This is a genomic window from Dokdonella sp., from assembly GCF_019634845.1.
Taxonomy (GTDB): Bacteria; Pseudomonadota; Gammaproteobacteria; order Xanthomonadales; family Rhodanobacteraceae; genus Dokdonella_A.
This window is the reverse complement of sequence record NZ_JAHCAQ010000020.1, coordinates 1-20,713: the sequence shown is the minus strand read 5'-3', so window position 1 is coordinate 20,713 and position 20,713 is coordinate 1. Positions and strand designations below refer to the sequence as shown.

General features: G+C 70.8%; 19 protein-coding genes. 11 read left to right on the top strand and 8 right to left on the bottom strand.

What is annotated here, in order from left to right; translation table 11 throughout:
- Position 1: 1 nt before the first annotated feature.
- From KF903_RS13235 to KF903_RS13215, 5 genes are read right to left on the bottom strand one after another with little or no spacing between them, the layout of a single operon-like run.
- Positions 2–1,192, bottom strand: coding sequence for a glycosyltransferase family 4 protein (locus KF903_RS13235; protein WP_291215710.1), 1,191 nt, complete (start codon positions 1,190–1,192; stop codon positions 2–4).
- Complete coding sequence (locus KF903_RS13230; protein WP_291215707.1) at positions 1,189–2,274, bottom strand: glycosyltransferase; 1,086 nt, start codon at positions 2,272–2,274, stop codon at positions 1,189–1,191. The genes KF903_RS13235 and KF903_RS13230 overlap by 4 nt, the downstream gene beginning before the upstream one ends.
- The gene (locus KF903_RS13225) at positions 2,271–3,356 is read right to left on the bottom strand and encodes a glycosyltransferase family 4 protein (protein WP_291215705.1); all 1,086 of its coding nucleotides are present in this window, start codon (positions 3,354–3,356) and stop codon (positions 2,271–2,273) included. The genes KF903_RS13230 and KF903_RS13225 overlap by 4 nt, the downstream gene beginning before the upstream one ends.
- A gap of 8 nt (positions 3,357–3,364) precedes the next feature.
- On the bottom strand, positions 3,365–4,714 hold the full coding sequence (locus KF903_RS13220) for a hypothetical protein (protein WP_291215702.1): 1,350 nt from the start codon (positions 4,712–4,714) through the stop codon (positions 3,365–3,367).
- A complete protein-coding gene (locus tag KF903_RS13215; protein WP_291215699.1) occupies positions 4,683–5,849 on the bottom strand; it encodes a transglutaminase family protein in 1,167 nt (388 codons plus the stop codon). The genes KF903_RS13220 and KF903_RS13215 overlap by 32 nt, the downstream gene beginning before the upstream one ends.
- Before the next feature lie 61 nt (positions 5,850–5,910).
- Here KF903_RS13215 and KF903_RS13210 point away from each other — a divergent pair, with 61 nt between their 5' ends.
- The 9 genes from KF903_RS13210 to KF903_RS13170 are packed head-to-tail and all read left to right on the top strand — an operon-like array spanning position 5,911 to position 16,080.
- On the top strand, positions 5,911–6,459 hold the full coding sequence (locus tag KF903_RS13210; protein WP_291215697.1) for a hypothetical protein: 549 nt from the start codon (positions 5,911–5,913) through the stop codon (positions 6,457–6,459).
- Positions 6,460–6,499: 40 nt separating this feature from the next.
- Positions 6,500–7,885, top strand: a complete 1,386-nt coding sequence (locus tag KF903_RS13205) for a hypothetical protein (protein ID WP_291215694.1) — start codon at positions 6,500–6,502, stop codon at positions 7,883–7,885.
- A gap of 60 nt (positions 7,886–7,945) precedes the next feature.
- Positions 7,946–8,707: an ABC transporter permease gene (locus KF903_RS13200; protein WP_291215690.1), complete on the top strand. Its 762-nt coding sequence runs from the start codon at positions 7,946–7,948 to the stop codon at positions 8,705–8,707.
- A gap of 1 nt (position 8,708) precedes the next feature.
- On the top strand, positions 8,709–9,416 hold the full coding sequence (locus tag KF903_RS13195) for an ATP-binding cassette domain-containing protein (RefSeq protein WP_291215687.1): 708 nt from the start codon (positions 8,709–8,711) through the stop codon (positions 9,414–9,416).
- The gene (locus KF903_RS13190; protein WP_291215685.1) at positions 9,413–9,706 is read left to right on the top strand and encodes a hypothetical protein; all 294 of its coding nucleotides are present in this window, start codon (positions 9,413–9,415) and stop codon (positions 9,704–9,706) included. The genes KF903_RS13195 and KF903_RS13190 overlap by 4 nt, the downstream gene beginning before the upstream one ends.
- 2 nt (positions 9,707–9,708) lie before the next feature.
- Positions 9,709–12,306 (top strand): glycosyltransferase, encoded by a 2,598-nt coding sequence (locus KF903_RS13185; protein ID WP_291215683.1) that lies wholly within the window; start codon positions 9,709–9,711, stop codon positions 12,304–12,306.
- The gene (locus KF903_RS13180; protein ID WP_291215681.1) at positions 12,303–13,868 is read left to right on the top strand and encodes a glycosyltransferase family 2 protein; all 1,566 of its coding nucleotides are present in this window, start codon (positions 12,303–12,305) and stop codon (positions 13,866–13,868) included. The genes KF903_RS13185 and KF903_RS13180 overlap by 4 nt, the downstream gene beginning before the upstream one ends.
- Positions 13,865–14,917: a GDP-mannose 4,6-dehydratase gene (locus KF903_RS13175; RefSeq protein ID WP_291215679.1), complete on the top strand. Its 1,053-nt coding sequence runs from the start codon at positions 13,865–13,867 to the stop codon at positions 14,915–14,917. The genes KF903_RS13180 and KF903_RS13175 overlap by 4 nt, the downstream gene beginning before the upstream one ends.
- Positions 14,908–16,080, top strand: a complete 1,173-nt coding sequence (locus KF903_RS13170) for a glycosyltransferase family 1 protein (protein ID WP_291215677.1) — start codon at positions 14,908–14,910, stop codon at positions 16,078–16,080. The genes KF903_RS13175 and KF903_RS13170 overlap by 10 nt, the downstream gene beginning before the upstream one ends.
- On the opposite strand, the gene KF903_RS13165 is transcribed toward KF903_RS13170, so the two are convergent.
- Positions 16,077–16,655, bottom strand: coding sequence for a DUF937 domain-containing protein (locus KF903_RS13165; protein WP_291215675.1), 579 nt, complete (start codon positions 16,653–16,655; stop codon positions 16,077–16,079). The two genes, KF903_RS13170 and KF903_RS13165, sit on opposite strands and share 4 nt — an antisense overlap.
- A gap of 71 nt (positions 16,656–16,726) precedes the next feature.
- Here KF903_RS13165 and KF903_RS13160 point away from each other — a divergent pair, with 71 nt between their 5' ends.
- The gene (locus KF903_RS13160; protein ID WP_291215673.1) at positions 16,727–17,155 is read left to right on the top strand and encodes an Hpt domain-containing protein; all 429 of its coding nucleotides are present in this window, start codon (positions 16,727–16,729) and stop codon (positions 17,153–17,155) included.
- Positions 17,156–17,240: 85 nt separating this feature from the next.
- The gene (rocF, locus tag KF903_RS13155) at positions 17,241–18,161 is read left to right on the top strand and encodes an arginase (RefSeq protein WP_291215671.1); all 921 of its coding nucleotides are present in this window, start codon (positions 17,241–17,243) and stop codon (positions 18,159–18,161) included.
- Positions 18,162–18,170: 9 nt separating this feature from the next.
- On the opposite strand, the gene KF903_RS13150 is transcribed toward rocF, so the two are convergent.
- Entirely contained in the window at positions 18,171–18,866 is a 696-nt protein-coding gene (locus KF903_RS13150) for a glutathione binding-like protein (protein WP_291215669.1), read from the bottom strand.
- A gap of 73 nt (positions 18,867–18,939) precedes the next feature.
- The gene (locus KF903_RS13145; RefSeq protein WP_291215667.1) at positions 18,940–20,580 is read right to left on the bottom strand and encodes an FMN-binding glutamate synthase family protein; all 1,641 of its coding nucleotides are present in this window, start codon (positions 20,578–20,580) and stop codon (positions 18,940–18,942) included.
- Between the last annotated feature and the right edge of the window lie 133 nt (positions 20,581–20,713).

The window sequence follows — 20,713 nt, the reverse complement described above, 5'->3', positions numbered from 1 at the left end:
CTCAGGCGGCGGCCAGCGCCTCGATTTCGGCGACCAGGCGCGCACGCACGCTGTCGCGGGCGTAGTGCTCGAGCACATAGCCGCGCGCGCGGCGGGCCTGGTCGGCGCGCGCGGTCTCATCCAGCGCCATGGCCGTGTCGATTGCGGCGTGGAGCTGCGCCACGTCGTTGAACACGTAACCACTGCCGCTGTCGTGCACATGGTCGGCCAGCACCTCGCAGGCGCCGTTGACGATCGCGGGGGTGCCCTGCGCCATCGCCTCGAGCAGCACGATGCTGAGGCTCTCATTGGGTGATGGCTGCACGAATGCAACAGCGCCGGCCATCAGCGCGAACTTGCGCGCCTCGTCGACGAAGCCGAGATAGCGCACGCCTTCGCCCGACTTGACGCCGAGCGTGTCGGCGCCGGTCAACACGAGTTCGAGAGCGGTGCCTCGCGCGCGGCGGTAGGCGCGGAACGCATCGATGAGCATCGCGCAGCCCTTGTGGCTGTCGATGCGGCCGCAGTAGAGCAGGTAGGGCGCGGCTTCGCGCGCGGGCGTGACCGGCGCGGTGGCCACCGTCATCGCGACAATGTTGCCGGCATCGACGCCCCACAGGCGTGCCGCAAGGCGGCGTTCCGCAGGCGTGTTCCACAGGATGCGCGGCACGCGGGCGCCAAGCTCGGCCACCACGCGCAGGTAGGCGGGCGGCTCGTCATGCAGGGTCGGCACGATGCCCCAGCGGCGGTGCCCGAGCACGCGCGAGCCATCATGCGTGGTGGGGTAGAGGTAGGTGAGAAAGATCACCGCCGCGTAATCGTCGCCGTGCTGTGCCAGATGGGCGACAAGGTCGTGGCTGACCGGACCCTGCGCGCGGATGAACTCGTCCTGCAGCGCCTCCGGCCAGCGCACGCGCTGCGCCGCCGCGGCGCCGGCGCTGGCCGCGAACTCGGCCAGCAAGCGGCGGTGCAGATCGTGGAAATAGCCGGTGCGACCACGCGCGACGCGGAAGCGGCGGATCAACACACCGTCGCGCCATTCCTCGCCCGCGGGCAGGTCGTTGGCCCAGTTCACATAGTCGCTGGCCGTCGTGGTGAGGACTTCGACCGCGCAAGAATCGGCCAACAGGGTCGCGTACTGCCAGGCGTGCGCCTCGGCACCGCCGACCAGCGATTCATGGCAGCGCGGCACGACGATCGCGATGCGCTTCACAGGACCCCTCCCAGCAGCGCGAAGAAGCGCTCGCGCATCACCGCGGTGGCGAACACGGCATCGAAGCGCCGCCGCGCGAGGTCGCGCAAGCCGTTGCGGCAATGTGCATCCTCGCGCAGACGGGCGAGGCTCGCCGCATACAGCCAGGGGTCGGTCTCGTCCCATACGATGGCGCCGTCGCCGGCCGTTTCCGGGATGGCACTTGAGCCATGCGCAACGACCGGTATGCCGAGCGCCATCGCCTCGATCAGCGGCACGCAGAAACCCTCATGCTCGCTCAGCGTGATGAAGGCGTGGCTGGCCAGGTAGGCCGCCTTGAGCTGGGCTTCGCTGACCGATTCGAGCCACTGCACGCGGTCGCCGAGTCGATGTTCGGCGACGCGCGCGTGGATGCGGTCGGTGTAGCCACGCAGGCTCGGGTCGCTCTTGCCGACGATGAGCAGGCGCGCCGGGTCGCCCCAGCCGTCGACGAAGGCGGCGAATGCGTCGACGAGCGCGACGTGGCCTTTGTTGGGTGCCACGCGCCCGACCATGAGCACGTTGTGGCTGCCGTCGCCCAGTTGGTCGAGCAGGCCGAGGTCGGCCTCGGCATCGAGCAGGTGTTCGACGCGGTGGAATGGCGCGAGCACGGCGCCACGCTCGGCGGGCGCGCCATGCGCAACGAGCTCGTCGAGGTTGTATTGCGACGCGCCGAGGTAGAGCTCGGCGCCACACTGCGCGACGGCGGCGATCTGCGCGCGACCGGCCGCGCAGGCGGCCTCGTGTTCGGGTGAATAGGGCGCAAAGAACCGCGCCGGCGTGATGTTGTGGTAACGCACCACACGATAGCCGCGCACGCGCCGCAGCAGGTCGAGCGCCGGCTGCCAGCCCACCGAAAAATGATAGATCACGAGGTCGTCGGGGCCGCCCGCGAATGCCGCCAGGCCCGCGATCGGGTAGTGGGGCTCGTCGACGCCGACGGCGGTGCCGCAGAAAACGCGGGTGTCGATGCCGCGTTCGCGCAGCAGGCGCGCCATCATCAGCGCATCGTTGCCGACCGCGTCCTTGCCGGCCAGCACCGGAAGCAGGATCGCCGCCTTCATGTGAATGCGTGCTCCGCCAGAATCTGCTGCAGCCGCCGCGCGAGTGATGCCGGCGCGTATTGGGCCGCGTAACGGGCCTGGCCACGGGCGCGCAGCTGTGCGTGCAGGGCATCGTCGGCGTGCAGGCGTGCAATGCTCGCGCCGATCAGCCAGGCATCGGCATCTTCGGGCCACAGCAGGCCGGCATCGCCAAGCGTCGAGGGCATCGCCGCGGTGGCCAGTGCCACCACGGGCGTGCCCAGCGCCATTGCTTCGACCAGTGGCACGCAGAATCCTTCGTGCCGGCTCAGCATCACGAGCATGCGCGAGCGCTCGAACGCGGCGCGCAGTTCGGTGCCGTTGGCATCCTGCAGCCAGCTCACATGGGCCTGCATGCCGCGCATGGCGATGCGTTCCTGCAGCGCCTCGCCATAACGGGCGAGATTGGGATCGAGCTTGCCGATCAGCAGCAGATGGGCGTTGGGCAAGTCCATCGCCACGCTCGCCGCCAGCGCGTCGATGAGCTCCAGGTAATTCTTGTTCGGCGCGATGCGGCCGACCATCAGCAGCAGCGGCGCGCCGTCGGGGATGCGACGCACGTCGGGGGCCAGCCCCGCCAGTTGCTCGACCTCGTGGAACGGCGCCAGCACCGCGCAACGCTGCGCCGGCACGCCACGGGTGGTGAAGTCCTCGAGGTTGTACGGCGAGTCACCCAGGTACAGATCGCAGCCGAGCGCGGCGAATGCATCGAGCTGGGCGCGTCCCTCTTGGCAGGCCGCGACGTAGCCAGGCGACCAATCGGCGAAAAAATCCGGCGGCGTGATGTTGTGGTAACGCACGATGCGGCGCGCACGCAGCCGGCGCAGCAGCGCCAGCGCGAAATCCCAACCGACGCAGTAGTGGTAGATGACGCAGTCGTCGGCGCTGCGCAGCCAGCCTTCGATGCGATGCGGGTCCAGCACGGGCTCGGCGATGCCGCGCGCATGCGGCGCGAACAGGCTCACCTCGTGACCGGCCGCGCGCAGCGCCGCGCACATGCCCAGCGCATCGTTGCTGACCGCATCATGGGGTGCCAGGCCCGGCGCGAGCATCGCAAAGCGCATGGCTGGCCTCAGCGCTTGTGCACGAGGACGGCCACACGCGCCTGCGCGGCGAGCGTGCGCGGCTCGCCGAAGCCGGCCGCCTGCAGCCAGGCTGCTGCCGTTCGCGCATCGTTCACCAGCGCGGCGGGCGCCGCGCCGGTCTCGACGCGCAGCAGCAGCGGCGCACCGTCGGCCATCGCGCGACGTGCCTCGTCGAACAGGCGCGCTGCGGTCACGGCATCGCCCAGCAACGTGGCCGACAGGCTCAACGCAATGACGCTGGCGTCGGCGCAGCGCGCCAGCACGGCCGCCGGGTCGCCCAGCGCGACGTGGATGCCGCGCGCCTGGGCGCGGGCGACAAGGACGGCATTGGCATCCACCGCCGCCACCGCCAGGCCCTGTCCGATCAGTGCCGCCGGCCAGGCACCATCGCCACTGCCCAGGTCCATGACCAGCGCGCCAGCCGGCAAGTGCTGCGCCAGTGTCGCGGCCCAGTCGCGATGCGCCTGGGCCGGCGATTCCTGCGCGGCTTCGTGTGCGACCAGCGCCGCCACCAGTTCATCGGCGCGCCGCTGTTCGCGCGTTGCCGCGGCCTCGAGCTCGACCATGCCCTCGCGCAGGCTGGTCAGCCAGTGGTGGGTGGTGTGCACGTAGTGGCGCAACGGTTCGATTGCGGCGCTCACGTCGGCCCGTTCGCGCGCCGCCGCCTGCAGGTCCGTGCGCAGCTCGGCGCCTGCACGTTCCACGGCATCGACGCGTGCCGCAAGCTGTCGCGCCTGCTCGTCGCGATGCGGTGCCTGCGCCACCAAGCCACGCTGTGCCACCTCGAGCTGCTCGAGTTGGCGCTGCAGCGTCGCCTGGGCCATGGCCAGGAGCGATGCGCGTTCGCAGAGCGCAGCCTGCAGCAAGCGCTGGTCACGCAGCATCGCTGGCAGCTTGAGCAGCGCCAGCAGCCAGCCCACCGGATAGCCCACGAGGGGCAGGCGGGACAGTTTGGCCAACACATAACGCAGCCGGAGGCGACGCACGCGCGCGCCAATGTGGCGACCCTCGGCCGACCAGCGCAGGTTGCCGAGTATCTCGGTCTTGTCGGCGCCGGTCATGAGCAGATGCAGTTGAAGGCCCGCGCCGCCTTCGTCAGGGTTGCGCTTGAGCAAGGCGCGGTACGCGTTGTCGACGAAGGCGCCATGATCGAGCCCCGTGAGCTCGGATACGTCGTAATCGAGACGTTCGCGCTCGATGCCGTCGCTCGCCGCCGCCTGTGCGCGCGGCGCTGGATCCACGCGCGGCAACGGCGCACGCGCGCGCGCCGCGGCCGCAGCGCTACGGATTTCGGCCTTGATCGACTCAAGGTCGGGAGTGGCTGGATCGGGTTTCACAACGTTGGCTTCCTTGAGCGGCGGGCGATCCCGTCGCGCATGACGCGACATCCGCCCCTCCCGTGCCCGGCACCGCGTCTGCTTCGGCATCGCGCAGCGCCGCGCCGAGCGGGATGATGCCATAGCTGCGCGCAGTGCCGACATCGATCAACGCATAGTCCGGCGCGTGGTGACCATCGAGGCGGGGCGCGGCCCGGCGCCAGCGCTGCCGGCCCGCGCGCAGGGCGGCATCGAAATCGACCGCGCCGAGCAGGGTCGTTTCGAGATGGACCATCGTCGTGCCGCCTGGCACCTGATAGCCGACGAAGGCATGGCCCGGCACCAGCACGATCTGTGCGCGCAAGCCCATGCGCTCGAGCAGCGATGCGACCAGCACGCTGCCGTCGATGCAGTTGGCGCGCCGCTCGCGCAACACCTGGCTGGCCGAGCGCACGCGCTGGCTCCACACCGCTGGGCCGCGCGCCAGTGCCGGATCGGTGGCGTCGTAGCGCACGCCGCGCGCGGCCAGCGCGGCCCAGGCGCCACGTAAACGGCGCTGCGCCGGCGGCGCGCCATCGCTGTCGCCAGCGCGGCCCGCCGCGAGCCGGTCGGCGTCGGCCAGCAGCAGGTCGATTGCCGGATCGAGTGGATCGACGTAGGCCGCGAACGCCCACGACAGGTCGACCCGCACGGCGCCGTCACGGATGTAGTAGGCCGCTTCGTCGAGTGGGTGCAGGCGTACCTCGAGTTGGCGCTGCAGCACCTGATCGCCAGCGTCGAGCGTGACCTGCAGGCGCTGCCGTCGCACCGTGTCGACCTCGCGCAGGGCGCTCGCATCCCACACCAGGCGTGGTCGCAGGATGACCTCGCCGCCGGTCGCCGTGGCGACGGCCACGGCGGGCGCGCGCAGGCCCGGCGTCGTGAGCCGCGCACGCAGCTCGGTCCCGGCCCTTGCGCCGTTGACGACCACTGCGACGAGACCGTCGCCGCCGCCCGCCCGTGCCGACCAGTGCAGGGCCGGATACAGCTCGCCGACCGGCGTGACCTCGACCTGCCATTCCAGGGCCTGCGCCAGCGGCGCCGCCAGCAGGGCCAGCAGCAGGCTCAGGATCAGGCGGTGGCGGCGCCCGGCTAGGGCGGTTGCGCGAGGAAGCATCGGCGCACTATCGTTGCCGGCCACGACCGATGTCCAGTCCACCCTGCAGGGGAATTTCGCCATGCGCAGCCAAGTTCTTGCGGCCCTGATCGCCTGCACGCTCGCTGCGTGCGCTCCCTCCGCTCCCGAAGCGAGCGCGCCGCCGGCCGCTGCGCCCGCACCGGCCAAGCCCGCTGCGACCGCCGCCCCCGCCGCGCCAGCCAAGGAAGTCCCCGAAGGCGATTGCGGCGACCAGTCGAAGCTGCCCGCCGAGCAGCGCGTCGCCAACACCGCACGCTGGACCACCGCCAGCGAGCAGAACAACTTCGGTTTCGATGTGTTCCGCGGCGATGCCGAAGCGGGTCCGTTCACCAAGCTCACGGCCGAATCGATCCTCGGCGCCGGCACCTCGGACGAAACCCACAAGTACGAATACCGCGACGACAGCATCGATCCGTGCAAGGACTACTGGTACTACATCGAGGGCATTTCCACCAGCGGCGCGCACGAGCGCTTCTCGCCGGTATTCCATGCCCCGGCCAAGGTGCGCCCGCGTGGCGCAGCGCCTGCTGCAGCCGCACCGGCCGGGCCGGCGGCACCGACTCCGCCAGCCGTAGACGCGCAGCGTTGATCGTTGCGGCGCACGGCGCCGTCCGCGCGATGGTGGTGGCGTGAGGCTGCGCGTGCGCCATCGCGGCGCGGCGCTGGCTTTCGTCGCGCTGTTCGCGCTGAGCCAGGCGCTGCTGTGGTACGCCTATTACGGCCACGGCGCCAAGGCCCTGGTCGGCGACGAGCAGGGTTACCAGAACACGGCGCTGGCGATCCTGGCCGGTGGGGCGTGGATGCCGAGCTCGATCTGGCCGCCGCTGCAGCCGTTGCTGCTGGCGGCGCTGTATGCCGTGTTCGGGCCGCAGCTCTTGGTGGTGCAGATCGCGCAGACACTGCTGCTGGTCGGCTGCGGCTGGCTGCTGCGCGGCCTGTGGCGGGATCTGGGCGGCAGCGTGGCGGCCGCCAACTGGGCCGCCGCGCTGTTCCTGCTCAGTCCGCAGATCGCCGCCTACGCCCACTGGCTGTGGCCCGAGATCCCGCACCTGCTGTTGCTGCTGGCCGCGTTGCGCCTGCTGGCGCGCGCGCGCGGGCAGTTGCAGGCCGCTGACGCATCGGCGCGCGCCAGCGTCACCGCCCTGCTGGCCGGCCTCGGCGTGGGCCTGGCGCTGCTGGCCAAGAGCCTGCTCAGCGTGTTCTGGCCGTTGTTCCTGCTCATGTTCGTGCAGCGCGCGCGGCCCAGCGCCGGCTGGCGGGCCGGCGCGGCCTTCGTCTGCGGCATCGGCCTCGTCACCGCCCCGGCGCTCGTGCACGGCTGGCGCCAGTACGGCACGCCGATGATCGCCGACAGCTCGGTCTACAACCTGTGGGTCGGCCTCACCGATCGCTGGCGCAGCGACTACGTGCAGGACATGGGCGGGGTCGAGCTGCCGGCCTTCCTCGCCAGTGGCGCCACGCCGCAGCAGCGCAATGCCGTGTATCGCGACAAGGTGCGCGGCTATGTCGAAGCGCACGGCCTCGGCACGGTGTTGACGGCGCAGCTTGGCCGGCAGTATTTCCGCCTGTTCAACGCCAAGACGCTGCTGGTGTCGCAGTTGCCGGGGCCGGCCTGCGCCGGCCAGCTGTCGGTCTACCACAGTCCAGCCTGGCTCACGCGCAGCCTGACCTGGCTGAGCGAGGCCAGCCATGCGCTGATCCTCGGCGCGGCGGCGTTCGGCCTGGCCTGCTGGCGGCGCCGCATCGGCATGCTCGAGCGGGTGGTCGCGCTGCTGATCGCCTGCCAGTTGGCGCTGTTTGCGTTCATCCATGTCAAGGCGCGCTTCCTGCTGCCGATGCTGCCTTTCCTGTGCGGCCTGGCCGGCGATGCGCTCGCGCGTGGCGTGGCGCCGCGCCGCGCCGTGGCTGCGTTCGCGCCTACCGCGCCGCGCCTGCTCACAGCTACGGCACTGGCCGCCGCGTTGCTGTTCCTTGCCTTCGCACCGGTCGCGCTCGACCATCCGTGCACACCGTGATCCAGGCGGGCGGCGCGCGGAATCGGTTATTCTGGGCGACGTTTTCGCCATGTCCTGCCGATGCGCCGCCACCTCGTTGAACTCGTCCTGTTCAGTACCTATGCCGAGCTGCGCGCCGAAACCGCGCGCAGCTATCTCGGCCTGCTGTGGTGGATCCTCGATCCGGCCATGATGATGGCTGCGTTCTGGCTCGTGTTCGACGTGATCCTCAAGACCGGCGGACCCGACTACATCCCGTTCCTGCTCGTTGGCATCACACTGTGGCAGTGGATGAAGTCGTGCATCACGCATGGCGGTTACGCGATCTGGTCGAACCTGCCGATGGTGCGCCAGGTGCCGCTGCCGCCGCTGGTGTTTCCGTTGGTGGCGATGCTGTCGGACACGGTCAAGTTCTGCTTCATCTTCGTGCTGCTGGTCGCGATTCTGTGGGCACTGGGCTATCCACCCAACGACAAGTACTGGGCGTTGCCGATCCTGTTCCTCGCGGTGTTCCTCGCCGGCGCCGGAGTCGGCTTCGTGGTGTCGGCAGTGGTGCCGCTGGTGCCCGACCTGCGCTTCGTGATCGAACAGGTGCTGACCGTGGTGATGTTCCTGTCGGGCGTGGTGTTCCCGCTCAGCCAGGTGCCCGACAGTCTCAAGTGGCTCATGGCGATCAATCCGGTGGCCGTGGTCATGGACGATGCGCGCGCGATCCTCATGCACAACCAGTTGCCCAACTGGGTCGGCCTGGCCAAGATCTACGCGATCTCGATCGTGCTGTGCGCGGCCGGCGTGCTGTTCGTGCGCTGGATGGCGCCGCGTTTCCCCAAGCTGGCCAACTGACATGAGCGACATCATCGTCGAGCTCGAACACGTCGGCATCGCGTTCCATGCGCAACGCAGCATGGGCGGCGGCCGGTTCTGGGCGCTGGAGGATGTCAGCCTGCAGCTGCGGCGCGGCGAACGCCTGGGCGTGGTCGGTCGCAACGGAGCCGGCAAGAGCACGCTGCTGCGCGTCCTGGCCGGCATCCTCGTGCCCGATCGCGGCCAGGTGCGGCGGCGCAACGTGTCGTGCCAGCTGATGTCGCTGTCGCTCGGCTTCGTGCCGTATCTGTCGGGGCGCGACAACGCGATCCTGTCGGGACTGCTGCTCGGTTTGCGTCGGCGTGAGATCACCGCGCGCCTGCCCGCGATCCGCGAGTTCTCCGAACTCGGCGATTTCTTCGAGCAGCCGATTTCAACCTACTCGGCCGGCATGAACATGCGCCTGGCGTTCTCGGTGGCAATGCAGGCCGAGCCCGACGTGTTGCTCATCGACGAGGTGCTCGCGGTGGGTGATGCCGAATTCCAGCGCAAGTCGGGCGCTGCGCTGCGGGCGCGCATGGGCGAGGGCCAGACGGTCGTGCTGGTGAGCCACAGCGAGGACCAGATCGCGCAGCGTTGCGATCGCGTGCTGTGGATCGAACATGGTCGCAGCGTGCTCGAGGGCGAGCGCGACGCCGTGCTGGCCGCCTATCGGCAGGCCGCGCAGCCCGCGCCGGCGGCGGCATGAACGCCGACGCGCAAGCCACCTTCGGCGGGCCGCGACTGCTGGCGTTGGCGCGGCGCCTGCGACTGTCGCCGGCCGAGCTCGTCGTGCTGCTCGCGCGTCTGGCGCAGGCACCAGACGCGCGGCTCGACGGTGCGCGCCTGGCCGGCGAGCTTGCGCGCGTGCGCGGCGCAGCGGCGGCGACCGCGCGCGGCGCGGCCCTGCTGCGTCTGGAACCCACGACCTACGCACTCGACGAACTCGATCGCCTGCTCACCTTGACCTGGTCGGCCGAAGCGGCGGCGCGGGGCTGAGCATGCGCGACGCCGCGCTCATCGTGCTGGCCTGGAACCAGTGGCCGACGACGCGGGCCTGCCTCGACTCGTTGCTGGCCAGCGACCTGTTCGCGGCACGTGTCATCGTCGTCGACAACGGCAGCAGCGACGAGACTGCGACCGCGCTGCAGGCCTATGCCGGGCGCGTGCAGGTCGTCAGCCTCGGCGAGAACCGGGGCTTCGTGCGCGGCATGAACGCCGGCATTGCCGCGGCGGGGCCCGATGCCGACGTGGTGCTGCTCAACAACGATCTCGTGTTCACGCAGGCCGACTGGCTCGGACGCCTGCGCGATGCGGCCTACGTCGCGCCCGATGTCGGCATCGTCGGCTGTCGCCTGCTTGGACCCGAGGCGGAAGGGCGCCTGTACCACGCGGGTGGATTCATCGAGGCCGACGGACTGTGGGGCCAGCAGACCGAGGCCGGTCGGGTCGAGCGCGAGGTCGGCCAGTACCGGCGCGTGCGGCGCGTGCAGCAGGTCGCGTTCGCACTGGCCTACATCCGCCGCGATTGCCTCGACCGCATCGGCGGTCTCGACGAGGCCTTCCACAGTTATTTCGAGGACACCGACTATTGCCTGCGGGCGGCCGAGCTCGGCATCGCCACGCTCAATGCCGGCACGGTGACGTTGCGTCACGACCAACACGCCTCCACGCGCGACGATGGCGGTTTCCGCCAGCGGCTGTGGACCGCGAGCCGCGCCACCTTCGCCGCGCGCTGGCTCGGTCGCCTGTACGCGCACTACCGCGGCAACGTGCTGTGGCAGGGCGTCACGCGCGGCGATGCGGCGTACGCGCAGTGGACCCGCCTGCTGCTGCGCCGGCTCGATGCGCGTGGCCTGCGCGCGAGTTACGCCGGCGTCGCCGACGAGATCCTCGATGCTCAGGATTTCCGGCTTGAGCTCGCCGCCGGCCTGCGCTGGCAGCCACCGGCCGACATCGCGCTGGTCTGCGCCGGCGGCGACCATTTCGCTCGTGCGGCCGGACGCCGGCGCGTGGCGCTGGCCTGCGGCGAGTGGGACCGCGTGCCATCGGCATGGTGCGACGGCAGCCGCGCGCTCGATCTGCTGCTGGTGCCCGATGCGTTCCAGCGCGAGGCCTTCGTGGCTGCCGGCGTGCGCACGCCGATCGAGCTGCTGCCGCTGGGCGTGGACGCCGACTATTGCCATCCGCAGGTGCCGGGCCTGCGCGATCCGCGTGGCCGCTGCGTGTTCCTCGCCGTGGTCGAGGATGCGCTGCGCGACGCACCGGAGCTGCTGATCGAATCGTTCCGCGCCGCGTTCGACGCCGCGGCCGAGGTCGTCCTGCTGCTGCATGTGCGTGGTCCGGCGCAGGCCACGCTGGCCGCGCTGCTGGCGCAGCAGGTTGGCGAGGACGCGCGCATCCGCGTGTTGCGTGATTGGCAGTGGCCCTGGCACCAGCGCGCGCAGTTCCTGTGCAGTGGCGATGTCTACGTCGCCGCGCGACGCGGCGCCGGCCACGATCCGATGGTGGCCGAGGCACTGGCCTGCGGCCTGACCCTCGTCGCCACCGCCTACGGCAGCAACGGAGTGCTCGCGCGTGCGCACGGCATCGCCGTGGCGGCGCGCCGCGCCATCGATCCGCGCCACGGCCTGGGCTGGGCCGAGCCCGAGCGCGACGCGCTGGTCGCCGCCTTGCGCGCGGCGCGGCTGCAGTGTCGCAACCCCGGCGAGCGCGCCGAGGCCGGTGCGGCGTTCGCACACGAACACGACATCGAAGTCAGCGCCGATGCGCTGGCCGCGCGCCTGACCGCGCTCGCGCCGTTGCCGCCACCGCCGCCACCGCCGGCGCCGCACCGACCGCTGCAGCTCGCCCGCCCGGCGAGCGGCCAGCTCGTCGTGCTCGGCATGCATCGCTCGGGCACGTCGAGCGTGGCCGGCTTGCTGGCCCGCCTCGGCGTCCACGTCGGTCCGACCGAGGACCTCCTTGTCGGCCCCGACAACCCCAAGGGTCACTACGAATCGGGCCGTCTGCATGGCGCCTGCCTGACGCGGCTGGCGCAGGCCGGTGGCGACTGGCGCACACCGCCCGCACAGGCTCCCGCGGCCGCCGTCGATGCGTTTCGGCGCAGCGTGGGCGCCCTCATCGCCGAGTTCGATGCGCAGCGACCATGGCTCATCAAGGAACCACGGCTGTGCCTCGTTGCGCGCGAACTGTTGCCGCTGCTGACGCGCCCGCTGTTCGTGCACGTGGTGCGCGAGCCGGACGCCGTCGTCGCCTCGCTGGTGCGGCGCGATGCGATGCCGCCCGCACAGGCCTGGGCGCTGTGGGAGCAGTACACGCGCGCCGCGTTCGCGGCGAGCCTGGGCTGGCCGCGCCTGCTCGTCGACTACGATGCGCTGTGCGCGCAGCCGCTGGTGGTGGCGCGCGGGCTGCTCGACGAGCTGGCCGCGTGCGGCGTCGGCGGGCTCCGCTGGCCCGGCGACGAGGTGGTGCGGAGCTGGATCGAGGCACCGACGCATCGGCCGCAGGCCGTGGGCGCGGCGACACCCGCGCAGCGCGCACTGCAGGCCGCGATCGCCGACCGCAGCATCCTCGCCGCAACCGCGGGGGCGCCATGATGTTGGGCTGGCTGCGCCGCCGGTCGCGGGTGAGCCTGCAACCGCCGCTGCTCGCAGCCGACTGGGACGGCCGCCGACTGCTGCTGCGCGCGCAACCCGGCACGCAGTCGCTCGCACTCGACCTCGACGGCGCCTGGTTCGCGACCGCCGATTGTGATGCCGAGGGGCGTGCCGGGTTCGACTTCGAGTTCGCACCCAACGGTCGCCTCGGCATCGCCGCGCAACCGCGTCTGGGACGCGCCGGCGCGCTGCTCAGCAGCGCAGCCCTGCAGCTAATGCCGGGCCACGCCGGTCATCGCGCCGCGGCGGCGCCCAGCGCGGCGCCACGGCGCAGCGTCGGCGGCGCCCAGCCGATGCCGTTCGGCACCGACGCGGCGGCGCCCGCAGTGACGATCGTGGTGCCGGTGTACAACGCCGCGGCCCTCGTCGAGCGCTGCCTGGTCAGCATCCTTGCCCACACCACCGGCAAGGCGCGCCTCATCGTGATCGACGACGCGAGCGACGATCCCGCCATCGCCCCGTTGCTCGCACGCGTGGCGCGCCTGCCTGGCGTGCAGGTGCTGCGCAACGAGCACAATTGCGGCTTCACGAGCAGCGCCAATCGCGGCATCGAGGCCGCCGGCGATGCCGATGTCGTGTTGCTCAATGCCGATACCGAGGTCGGTCCGAACTGGCTGCAGGGCCTGCGCCGCGCGGCCTGCAGCGATCCACTCGTTGCCACCGTGACCGCGGTGTCCGACAACGCCGGCGCGTTCTCGGTACCCGAGCTCGAGCAGGCCAATGGCTGGCCCCAGGCCTGGCGTTTCATCGATGCCGCGCGTGCACTGTGGCAGGAGGCCGGCCTGGCCTACCCGCAGCTGCCGACCGGCAACGGCTTCTGCATGTACATCCGGCGCAGCGTGATCGCCGCGATCGGCGCGCTCGATGCGGCGGCGTTCCCGCAGGGCTACGGCGAGGAGAACGATTTCTGCCAGCGCGCCGCACGACACGGCCTGCGCCACCTGATCGCCGGCAACGTCTATGTGCGCCATGAGCGCAGCGCGAGCTTCGGCAGCGAGCGGCGCGCTGCGCTCGGTCGCGCCGGCATGGCGGTGCTGCGCCAGCGCTGGCCCGACTACGAACGCGATGTCGGCCGCCAGTTGCATTCCTTCGCGCGGCGCGTGCTCGACTGGCGCGTGCGACGCGCCTTCGCGCAGGTGTCCGCGCCGCGGCCGCGCCTGCTGTGGGTCGGCGCCGGTGCGCCCGACTGGCCCGACGCCGAGGTCTGGAATCTCGTCGCCAACGGCAGCGAGAACGAGCTGTTGCGCGCCGGCGAGGTGGTCGCCGCCTGCACCTGGCAGGCGCACGATCCCGAGCCTTCGTACCGGGCGCTGTGGGATTGGCTGCAGGTGTTCGCGATCGAGCGCCTGCTGGTGGCGCGCGAGGGCGACAGCGCGGTCGAGATCCTGTGCCGCCTGCTCGACCTGCCGATCGTCACCGTGGCGCAGCCGTTTGCGTCGACCGCCGCCGCTGCGTTGGCCGGCACCGATCGCGATTTGCGTTGCTTCGGGGAGTTGCCATGAGCTGGCAGTTGCGCCACGCGCTCATCACCGGTCTGAGCGGTCAGGATGGCGCCCTGCTGGCGGCGCAGTTGCTGGCGCGCGGCATCGCCGTCAGCGGCACCCACCGGCCGGGTCGGGCGCTCGACGATTGGCGCCTGCGCGAGCTCGGCATCGCTCGCCACCGGCACCTGCGCAGCGTCGCGCTCGATCCGACCGCTGCCGACGCCTGCGCGGCCATCGTGCGCGACCTGCAACCCGACGCGCTGTTCCACCTGGCCGGGCAATCGCGCGTGGCCGAATCGTTCCGCGAGCCGCAGGCCAGCATCGCGGCCAATGGCGGCAGCACGCTCAACCTGCTCGAGGCGCTGCGTCGGCATGCGCCACGCTGCCGCTTCGTGCTCGCCTCGAGCGCCGAAATTTTCGGCGCACCGGCACAGGCACCGCAGGACGAATCCACCCCGCTCGCGGCGCGCTCGCCCTATGGCGTGTCCAAGCTGCTGGCGCACAGCGCGGTCGGTGCCTGGCGCGCCAGCTACGGCCTGCACGCCTCCAGTGCGATCCTGTTCAACCACGAATCCGCGCTGCGCGATCCCGCCTTCGTCACGCGCAAGATCTCGCTGGCGGTGGCCGCCATCGCGCGTGGCAGCGCGCACGAGGTCGTGCTCGGCAATCTCGATGCGCGCCGCGATTTCGGCCATGCGCCCGACTGCGTGGCCGCGATGGCTGCAATGGTCGAGCGCGCGCAGGGTGATGACTACGTGCTGGCCACCGGCCACGCCGCCAGCATCCGCGAGTTTGCCGACGCGGCCTTTGCCGCCATCGGCGTTGCGCTGCAGTGGCACGGTGCCGGTGCCGACGAGGTCGGTATCGATCGCGCCAGCGGCGCCGTGCGCGTGCGCGTCGATGCCGACCTGTTGCGGCCGTTCGATGCGCCGCTGCTGGTCGGCAATGCGGCCAAGGCACGACGCGAGCTCGGCTTCGTGTCGAGCCGCGACCTGGCGGGGCTCGCCCGCACGATGGTCGAGGCCGACCTCGCGCGGCTGGCGCCGGATCGCGCCCCATGCGCGTGATCTTCAACGTCGATGCGATCAGCGCGCCGCTGACCGGCATCGGCCGCTATGCGCTCGAACTGGCTCGCGGCCTGGCCGTGCATCGCCAGGTCGAGGCGCTGCGCCTGTATTCGGCCTACCACTGGGTCGATGATCCCGCCCATGCGCTGCGCGCCAATCGCACGATCGCGGCCGTGCGGCGCCGCGTGCCGTTCAAGAGCGCGGCGCTGGAGCTGTATGCGCAGCTGCGCGCGGGCCTGTTCCGGCTGCACGCGCGCCAGCTGCGCGGCTGGGTGTTGCATACGCCCAACTACGTGCTGCTGCCGTTCGACGGACCGGCCTTCACCACCGTGCACGACCTGTCGTGGCTGAGCTATCCGCAGGCGCATCCGCGCGAGCGCGTGCGCTTCCTCGAGCGCCATCTGCCGCGTTCACTCGAACAGGCCGCCTGCGTACTGACCGATTCGCAGTTCATCGCCAGCGAGATCGAGGCCCGGCTCGGGGTGTCGCCGGCGCGGTTGCGCGTGGTGCCGCTCGGCGTCAATGCGAGTTACCGGCCACGGACCACCGGGGAATTGGCTGCGGTACTGCAGCGTCATCGCCTCGCCCAGCAGCGCTACCTGCTCGTGGTGGCGACGCAGGAACCGCGCAAGAACCTTGCCCGTCTCGTGCGGGCCTACGCGGGCTTGCCGGCGGCGCTGCGCGCGCAGCATCGACTCGTCATCGCCGGCGGCCGCGGCTGGCTCAACCGCGAGCTCGAACAGGCGATCGCACCGCTCGAGGCGCGCGACGAGGCGCGCCGGCTCGGCTATGTCGACGAAGCCGAGCTGCCGCTGCTGTATGCGGGCGCCCATGCGTTCGCGTTTCCATCACTGTACGAGGGTTTCGGCCTGCCGGTGCTCGAGGCCATGGCCAGCGGGATTCCCGTGCTCACCTCGCGCGGTTCATCGCTCGACGAAGTGGCACGCGACGCCGACGGCGCGATCGCGCTCGGCATCGATCCGCTCGACGAGGCCGCCATTGGCGATGGCCTGCGGCGTCTGCTCGCCGACGACGCCTGGCGCGCCCAGGCGCGCACGCGCGGGATCGCGCAGGCCGGGCGCTTCACCTGGTCGCGCTGCGTCGAGGCGACCGTGGCCGCCTATCGCGAGTTTGGCGCTGCGGCGGGCCCCGGGGACGCCTAGCGGCGACCGAAGAACTGCGAACCGAGCTTGAGCACGTCGGACAGGCCGAACTGGCCGTCGCCGTCCTGATCGAACACTGCGCCCATCAGGCCACCTTGGGCACCGCGGCCCAGTCCCTGCAACTCGCGGCCCAGCATGCTGCCGAGACCGCCGGCATCAATGCCCTGGCCCTGCGCGCGGTTGCCGAGCATGCCCATGACGAGCGGAGCGAGCATCGCCAGCAGTGCGCCCGCGTTGGCAGTGCCGATGCCGCTGCTGCGGCCGATCTGCTGCGCGGCCTGGTCCTGCCGGTTGCCGAAGATGTGGCCGAGAATGGCGCCACCCTGGCCACCGCCACCGAGCACGCTGCCGAGGATCGTGCCGAAGTCGGCACCGCCATGGGCGTCGAGCGCGCTGCGCAGCGCACTGGCGCCGGACTCGGTCGAGGCGTTGCGGGCCAGGCCACCGACCACCACCGGCACGGCCTGCGTGATGGCCGCCTGTGCCTGGGCCGGGTCGAGGCCGAGCTGGCTGGCAATGGCCTGGATGCGGTTCGCATCGAGCTGGCCGAGGATCTCGCTGGTGAAGTCGCTCATCGCTGGAATCTCCGCGCAAAGGTGCAAGCGGCGCGCGGCGCGCGTCGGTGCGGCAGCATAGCGGCGCTGCGGTGAATCTTCGTGACTCGTTGCATTTGTACACACTCGCGGGCAGCCTCGGGCCTATAGTGACCTTCCCGCCGCCATCGATCCGCATCGTGATCGCCGACGACCCCGCCATGCAGGCCCTGCGGCAGCGCTACGCCGCCGCCCTCGCCGACAAGCGCAGTGCGCTGCTGGCGCATTGGCGCGCCTGGCGTGTGGCGCAGTGCGACGATGCGCCTCTGCACGAACTGGCGGTGCAGGCCCACCGCCTGGCCGGTTCGGCCGGCTGCTACGGCTATGCCACGGTCGGTGCGCGCGCCGGCGAGCTCGACGCGCTGGCCAGCGGCGCACTGGCCGGTGCCGCCGGCGTCGACCTGCCCGGGCTCGACCGCGCCATGTCCTTGCTGCTGAACGCGATCGACAGCGCGATCGACGAGGGTGCCCGCAGCGCGTGAGCGTCATGGGCGTGACGCACCCGCCCGATTGCCCGAGAATATGCCGTTTGCGATGCGCCCCACGCGCATCATGCGGAGGCTGCGGATGGCTGTGCAAAAGGCAATTTCCCTGATCGGCGCACCCACCGACATCGGCGCCGGCGCGCGTGGCGCGGCGATGGGTCCGGAGGCGCTGCGTGTCGCCGGCCTCGGCACCGCGCTGGCGGCACGTGGCCTGGACGTGATCGATCGCGGCAACCTGCAGGGACCGGTCAATCCGTGGCTGCCGCCGCATGAGGGCTATCGTCACCTGGCCGAGGTGGTGACCTGGAACCGCGCCGTGATGGCGGCGGTCGCGCAGGAGCTCGACCAGCAGCGCATGCCGATCCTGCTCGGCGGCGACCATTGCCTGGCGATCGGTTCGATCACCGCGGTCGCGCGCCATTGCCGCGCCAACGGCAGGCGCCTGACCGTGCTCTGGCTCGATGCGCACGCCGACTTCAACACGGCCGGAATCACGCCGTCGGGCAACGTGCATGGCATGCCGGTGGCCTGCCTGTGCGGGTTTGGCCCCGCCGGCCTGACCGAATTGGGCGGCAGTGCGCCGCAGCTCGCGCCTGGGCAGTTGCGCCAGATCGGCATCCGCTCGGTCGATCAGGCCGAAAAGCGCCTCGTGCACGATGTCGGGCTCGACATCTACGACATGCGCTACATCGACGAGGTCGGCATGCGGCGCGTGATGGAAGAGGCGCTGACCGGCCTCGGTGCCAATGACCATCTGCACGTGAGCTTCGACGTCGACTTCCTCGACCCGTCGATCGCGCCAGGGGTCGGCACCACGGTCGCCGGCGGCCCGACCTATCGCGAAGCGCAGTTGTGCATGGAGATGATCGCCGACAGCGGGCGCATGGGTTCGCTCGACATCATGGAACTCAATCCCGCGCTCGACACGCGCAACCAGACCGCGCTGCTCGCGGTGGATCTGGTCGAAAGCCTGTTCGGCAAGTCCACCCTGATGCGCGACTGAGGTGGCCGCTCAACGCGGGCCCTGGCCGAACAGCGTGCGGCGAGCGTCCGCGCTCAATGGCGCGCCGGCCTGCGCTGCGAACTCGGCGCCGCGCGCATAGGCGCGCACGCTGGCCGGGCGCTGCGCGATCGCGTCGTGCCAGCGCCGCAGATTGGCGAACGGACGCAGATCGAGCGGCGCCTTGCGGTAGGGATCGATCCACGGATGGCAGGCCATGTCGGCGATCGTGTACTCGTCGCCGGCAATGAATTCGCGGCCGGCCAGGCGCCGGTCGAGCACCGCGCACAGGCGCAGCGCCTCGCGCGTGTAGCGCTCGATCGCATAGGCGATCGGCTCGGGTGCGTACACGCTGAAGTGCCCGTACTGGCCCGTCATCGGACCCAGTCCGCCGACCTGCCAGAACAGCCATTCGTTGACCACGGTGTGCGTGCGCACGTCGCTGGGCAGGAACTGGCGCGTCTTGTTGGCCAAGTACAGCAGGATCGCGCCCGACTCGAACACGCTGATCGGTTCGCCGCCGTCGGCCGGTGCGTGGTCGACGATGGCCGGCATCTTGTTGTTGGGCGAGATCGCGAGGAAGTCGGCCGCAAACTGCTCACCCTTGCCGATGTCGAGCGGGCGCAACGTGTAGTCGAGCGCGGCTTCCTCGAGGAACAGCGTGATCTTGTGGCCATTGGGCGTGGGCCAGTAGTGGAGATCGATCATCGGCGAGGCTCCGGCGGCGACGGTATCGTGCAGCCTACGGCAGCGCCCGTCGCCACGCCAACGACGGTGCGGGTCAGACCAGCTTGCTCGCGCGCCGCGCCAGCAGTGCATCGGGCGCGCCGAAGCTGTCGGGCCGGGCCTGATGCCAGAAGCGCTGGAACACCGCATGCTCGGGCACATGCCCGCCGAGCAACTCACCCGGTTCGAGGTAGCGGTACAAGCTCGCCAGCGGCCTCACCTGCTCGGCCGAGACACGGCGGATCACGTGTTCGGGACCGAGCTCGCTCGGATGCCCGAGCCCGGCGGCCTGCAGCAGGTCGCGCAAGGCATGCACGGTGTTGCGGTGGAAATTGGCCACGCGCTCGGCCTTGTCGGGCACGTCGAGCTGGCGCCAGCGACGCGCATCCTGCGTCGTGATGCCGGTCGGGCAGCGATCGGTGTGGCACAGCCGGGCCTGGATGCAGCCCAGCGCAAACATGAACCCGCGCGCGGCGTTGCACCAGTCGGCACCGAGCGCGAGCGTGCGGGCCAGGTCCACCGCGGTGATGATCTTGCCAGCGGCACCGATGCGGATCTGTTCGCGCAGGCCCAGCCCGACCAGCGTGTTGTGAACCAGCATGAGTCCCTCGCGCAGTGGCACGCCGACATGGTCGAAGAACTCGACCGGCGCGGCACCGGTGCCGCCCTCGCCGCCGTCGACCACGATGAAGTCGGGGCGGATGCCGGTGCTGCCCATCGCCTTGGCGATGCCGAACCACTCCCAAGGGTGACCGATCGCGAGCTTGAACCCGACCGGCTTGCCGCCCGACAGCTCGCGCAGGCGGGCGATGAAGCGCAACAGGCCTTCGGGTGTATCGAACGTGGAGTGGCGCGCCGGCGAGATGCAGTCCTCGCCGATCGGCACACCGCGCGTGGCCGCGATCTCGGCACTGACCTTGGCCGCCGGCAGCACGCCGCCGTGACCGGGTTTGGCGCCCTGCGAGAGCTTGACCTCGATCATCTTGACCTGGTCGAGCGCGGCCTTGTCGACGAATTTGGCTTCACTGAACACGCCGGCGCGCTCGCAGGCGCCGAAATAGCCCGAGCCCAGTTCCCACACGATGTCACCGCCATTTTCGCAGTGGTACGGCGACAGCGAGCCTTCGCCGGTGTCGTGGTAGAAGCCGCCGCGCCGCGCGCCCTCGTTGAGCGCGCGAACCGCGTTGGGCGACAGCGCGCCGAAGCTCATCGCCGAGATGTTGAACACGCTGGCCGAATATGGTCGCGTGCACTGGGCGCCGCCGACGTCGATGCGAAAGTCGGCGTTGTCGATGATGCTCGGCCTGATCGAGTGATTGATCCACTCGTAGCGCTCGGCATACATGTCGAGCTCGCTGCCGAAACCACGCACGTCGGAGATGTTCTTGGCGCGCTGGTACACCACCGCGCGCTGCACGTGCGAGAACGGCACCTCCTCCGTATCGGACTCGACCACGTACTGGCGCAGCATCGGGCGGAAGTATTCGAAGAAGAAGCGGATGTGGGCGCTGATCGGGTAGTTGCGCCGCAGGGTCGAGCGCCGCTGCAGCAGGTCGGTCACGCCAACCAGCACCAGGGCGCCGCTCACCAGCGCCAGCACGCGCAGCGGCCAGCCCTCCTGCCAACCCAGCAGCGCCAACGCGCAGGCCACCAGGCAGATCACGAACACGAGATGGCGCGAGGACAGGCCGTTCATCGACAGCTCCCTGAAAGCGATGGCAATGCCACGAGCATAGCCCGCTTGGGCGGCTGCCGCCGGGATACACTTTTGGCATGGACCCACGCGAGCCACCCGCCCCGCGCCGCGGCAGCAAGAGCAAGCGCAGCGG

What these genes read in the sequence shown, in the direction of transcription:
- KF903_RS13230 (WP_291215707.1), bottom strand. Translation starts at nt 2,274, where the DNA reads ATGAAGGCGGCGATCCTGCTTCCGGTGCTGGCCGGCAAGGACGCGGTC.
- KF903_RS13225 (WP_291215705.1), bottom strand. Translation starts at nt 3,356, where the DNA reads ATGCGCTTTGCGATGCTCGCGCCGGGCCTGGCACCCCATGATGCGGTC.
- KF903_RS13215 (WP_291215699.1), bottom strand. Translation starts at nt 5,849, where the DNA reads ATGCTTCCTCGCGCAACCGCCCTAGCCGGGCGCCGCCACCGCCTGATC.
- KF903_RS13210 (WP_291215697.1), top strand. Translation starts at nt 5,911, where the DNA reads ATGCGCAGCCAAGTTCTTGCGGCCCTGATCGCCTGCACGCTCGCTGCG.
- KF903_RS13200 (WP_291215690.1), top strand. Translation starts at nt 7,946, where the DNA reads ATGCGCCGCCACCTCGTTGAACTCGTCCTGTTCAGTACCTATGCCGAG.
- KF903_RS13195 (WP_291215687.1), top strand. Translation starts at nt 8,709, where the DNA reads ATGAGCGACATCATCGTCGAGCTCGAACACGTCGGCATCGCGTTCCAT.
- KF903_RS13190 (WP_291215685.1), top strand. Translation starts at nt 9,413, where the DNA reads ATGAACGCCGACGCGCAAGCCACCTTCGGCGGGCCGCGACTGCTGGCG.
- KF903_RS13185 (WP_291215683.1), top strand. Translation starts at nt 9,709, where the DNA reads ATGCGCGACGCCGCGCTCATCGTGCTGGCCTGGAACCAGTGGCCGACG.
- KF903_RS13180 (WP_291215681.1), top strand. Translation starts at nt 12,303, where the DNA reads ATGATGTTGGGCTGGCTGCGCCGCCGGTCGCGGGTGAGCCTGCAACCG.
- KF903_RS13175 (WP_291215679.1), top strand. Translation starts at nt 13,865, where the DNA reads ATGAGCTGGCAGTTGCGCCACGCGCTCATCACCGGTCTGAGCGGTCAG.
- KF903_RS13170 (WP_291215677.1), top strand. Translation starts at nt 14,908, where the DNA reads ATGCGCGTGATCTTCAACGTCGATGCGATCAGCGCGCCGCTGACCGGC.
- KF903_RS13165 (WP_291215675.1), bottom strand. Translation starts at nt 16,655, where the DNA reads ATGAGCGACTTCACCAGCGAGATCCTCGGCCAGCTCGATGCGAACCGC.
- rocF (WP_291215671.1), top strand. Translation starts at nt 17,241, where the DNA reads ATGGCTGTGCAAAAGGCAATTTCCCTGATCGGCGCACCCACCGACATC.
- KF903_RS13150 (WP_291215669.1), bottom strand. Translation starts at nt 18,866, where the DNA reads ATGATCGATCTCCACTACTGGCCCACGCCCAATGGCCACAAGATCACG.
- KF903_RS13145 (WP_291215667.1), bottom strand. Translation starts at nt 20,580, where the DNA reads ATGAACGGCCTGTCCTCGCGCCATCTCGTGTTCGTGATCTGCCTGGTG.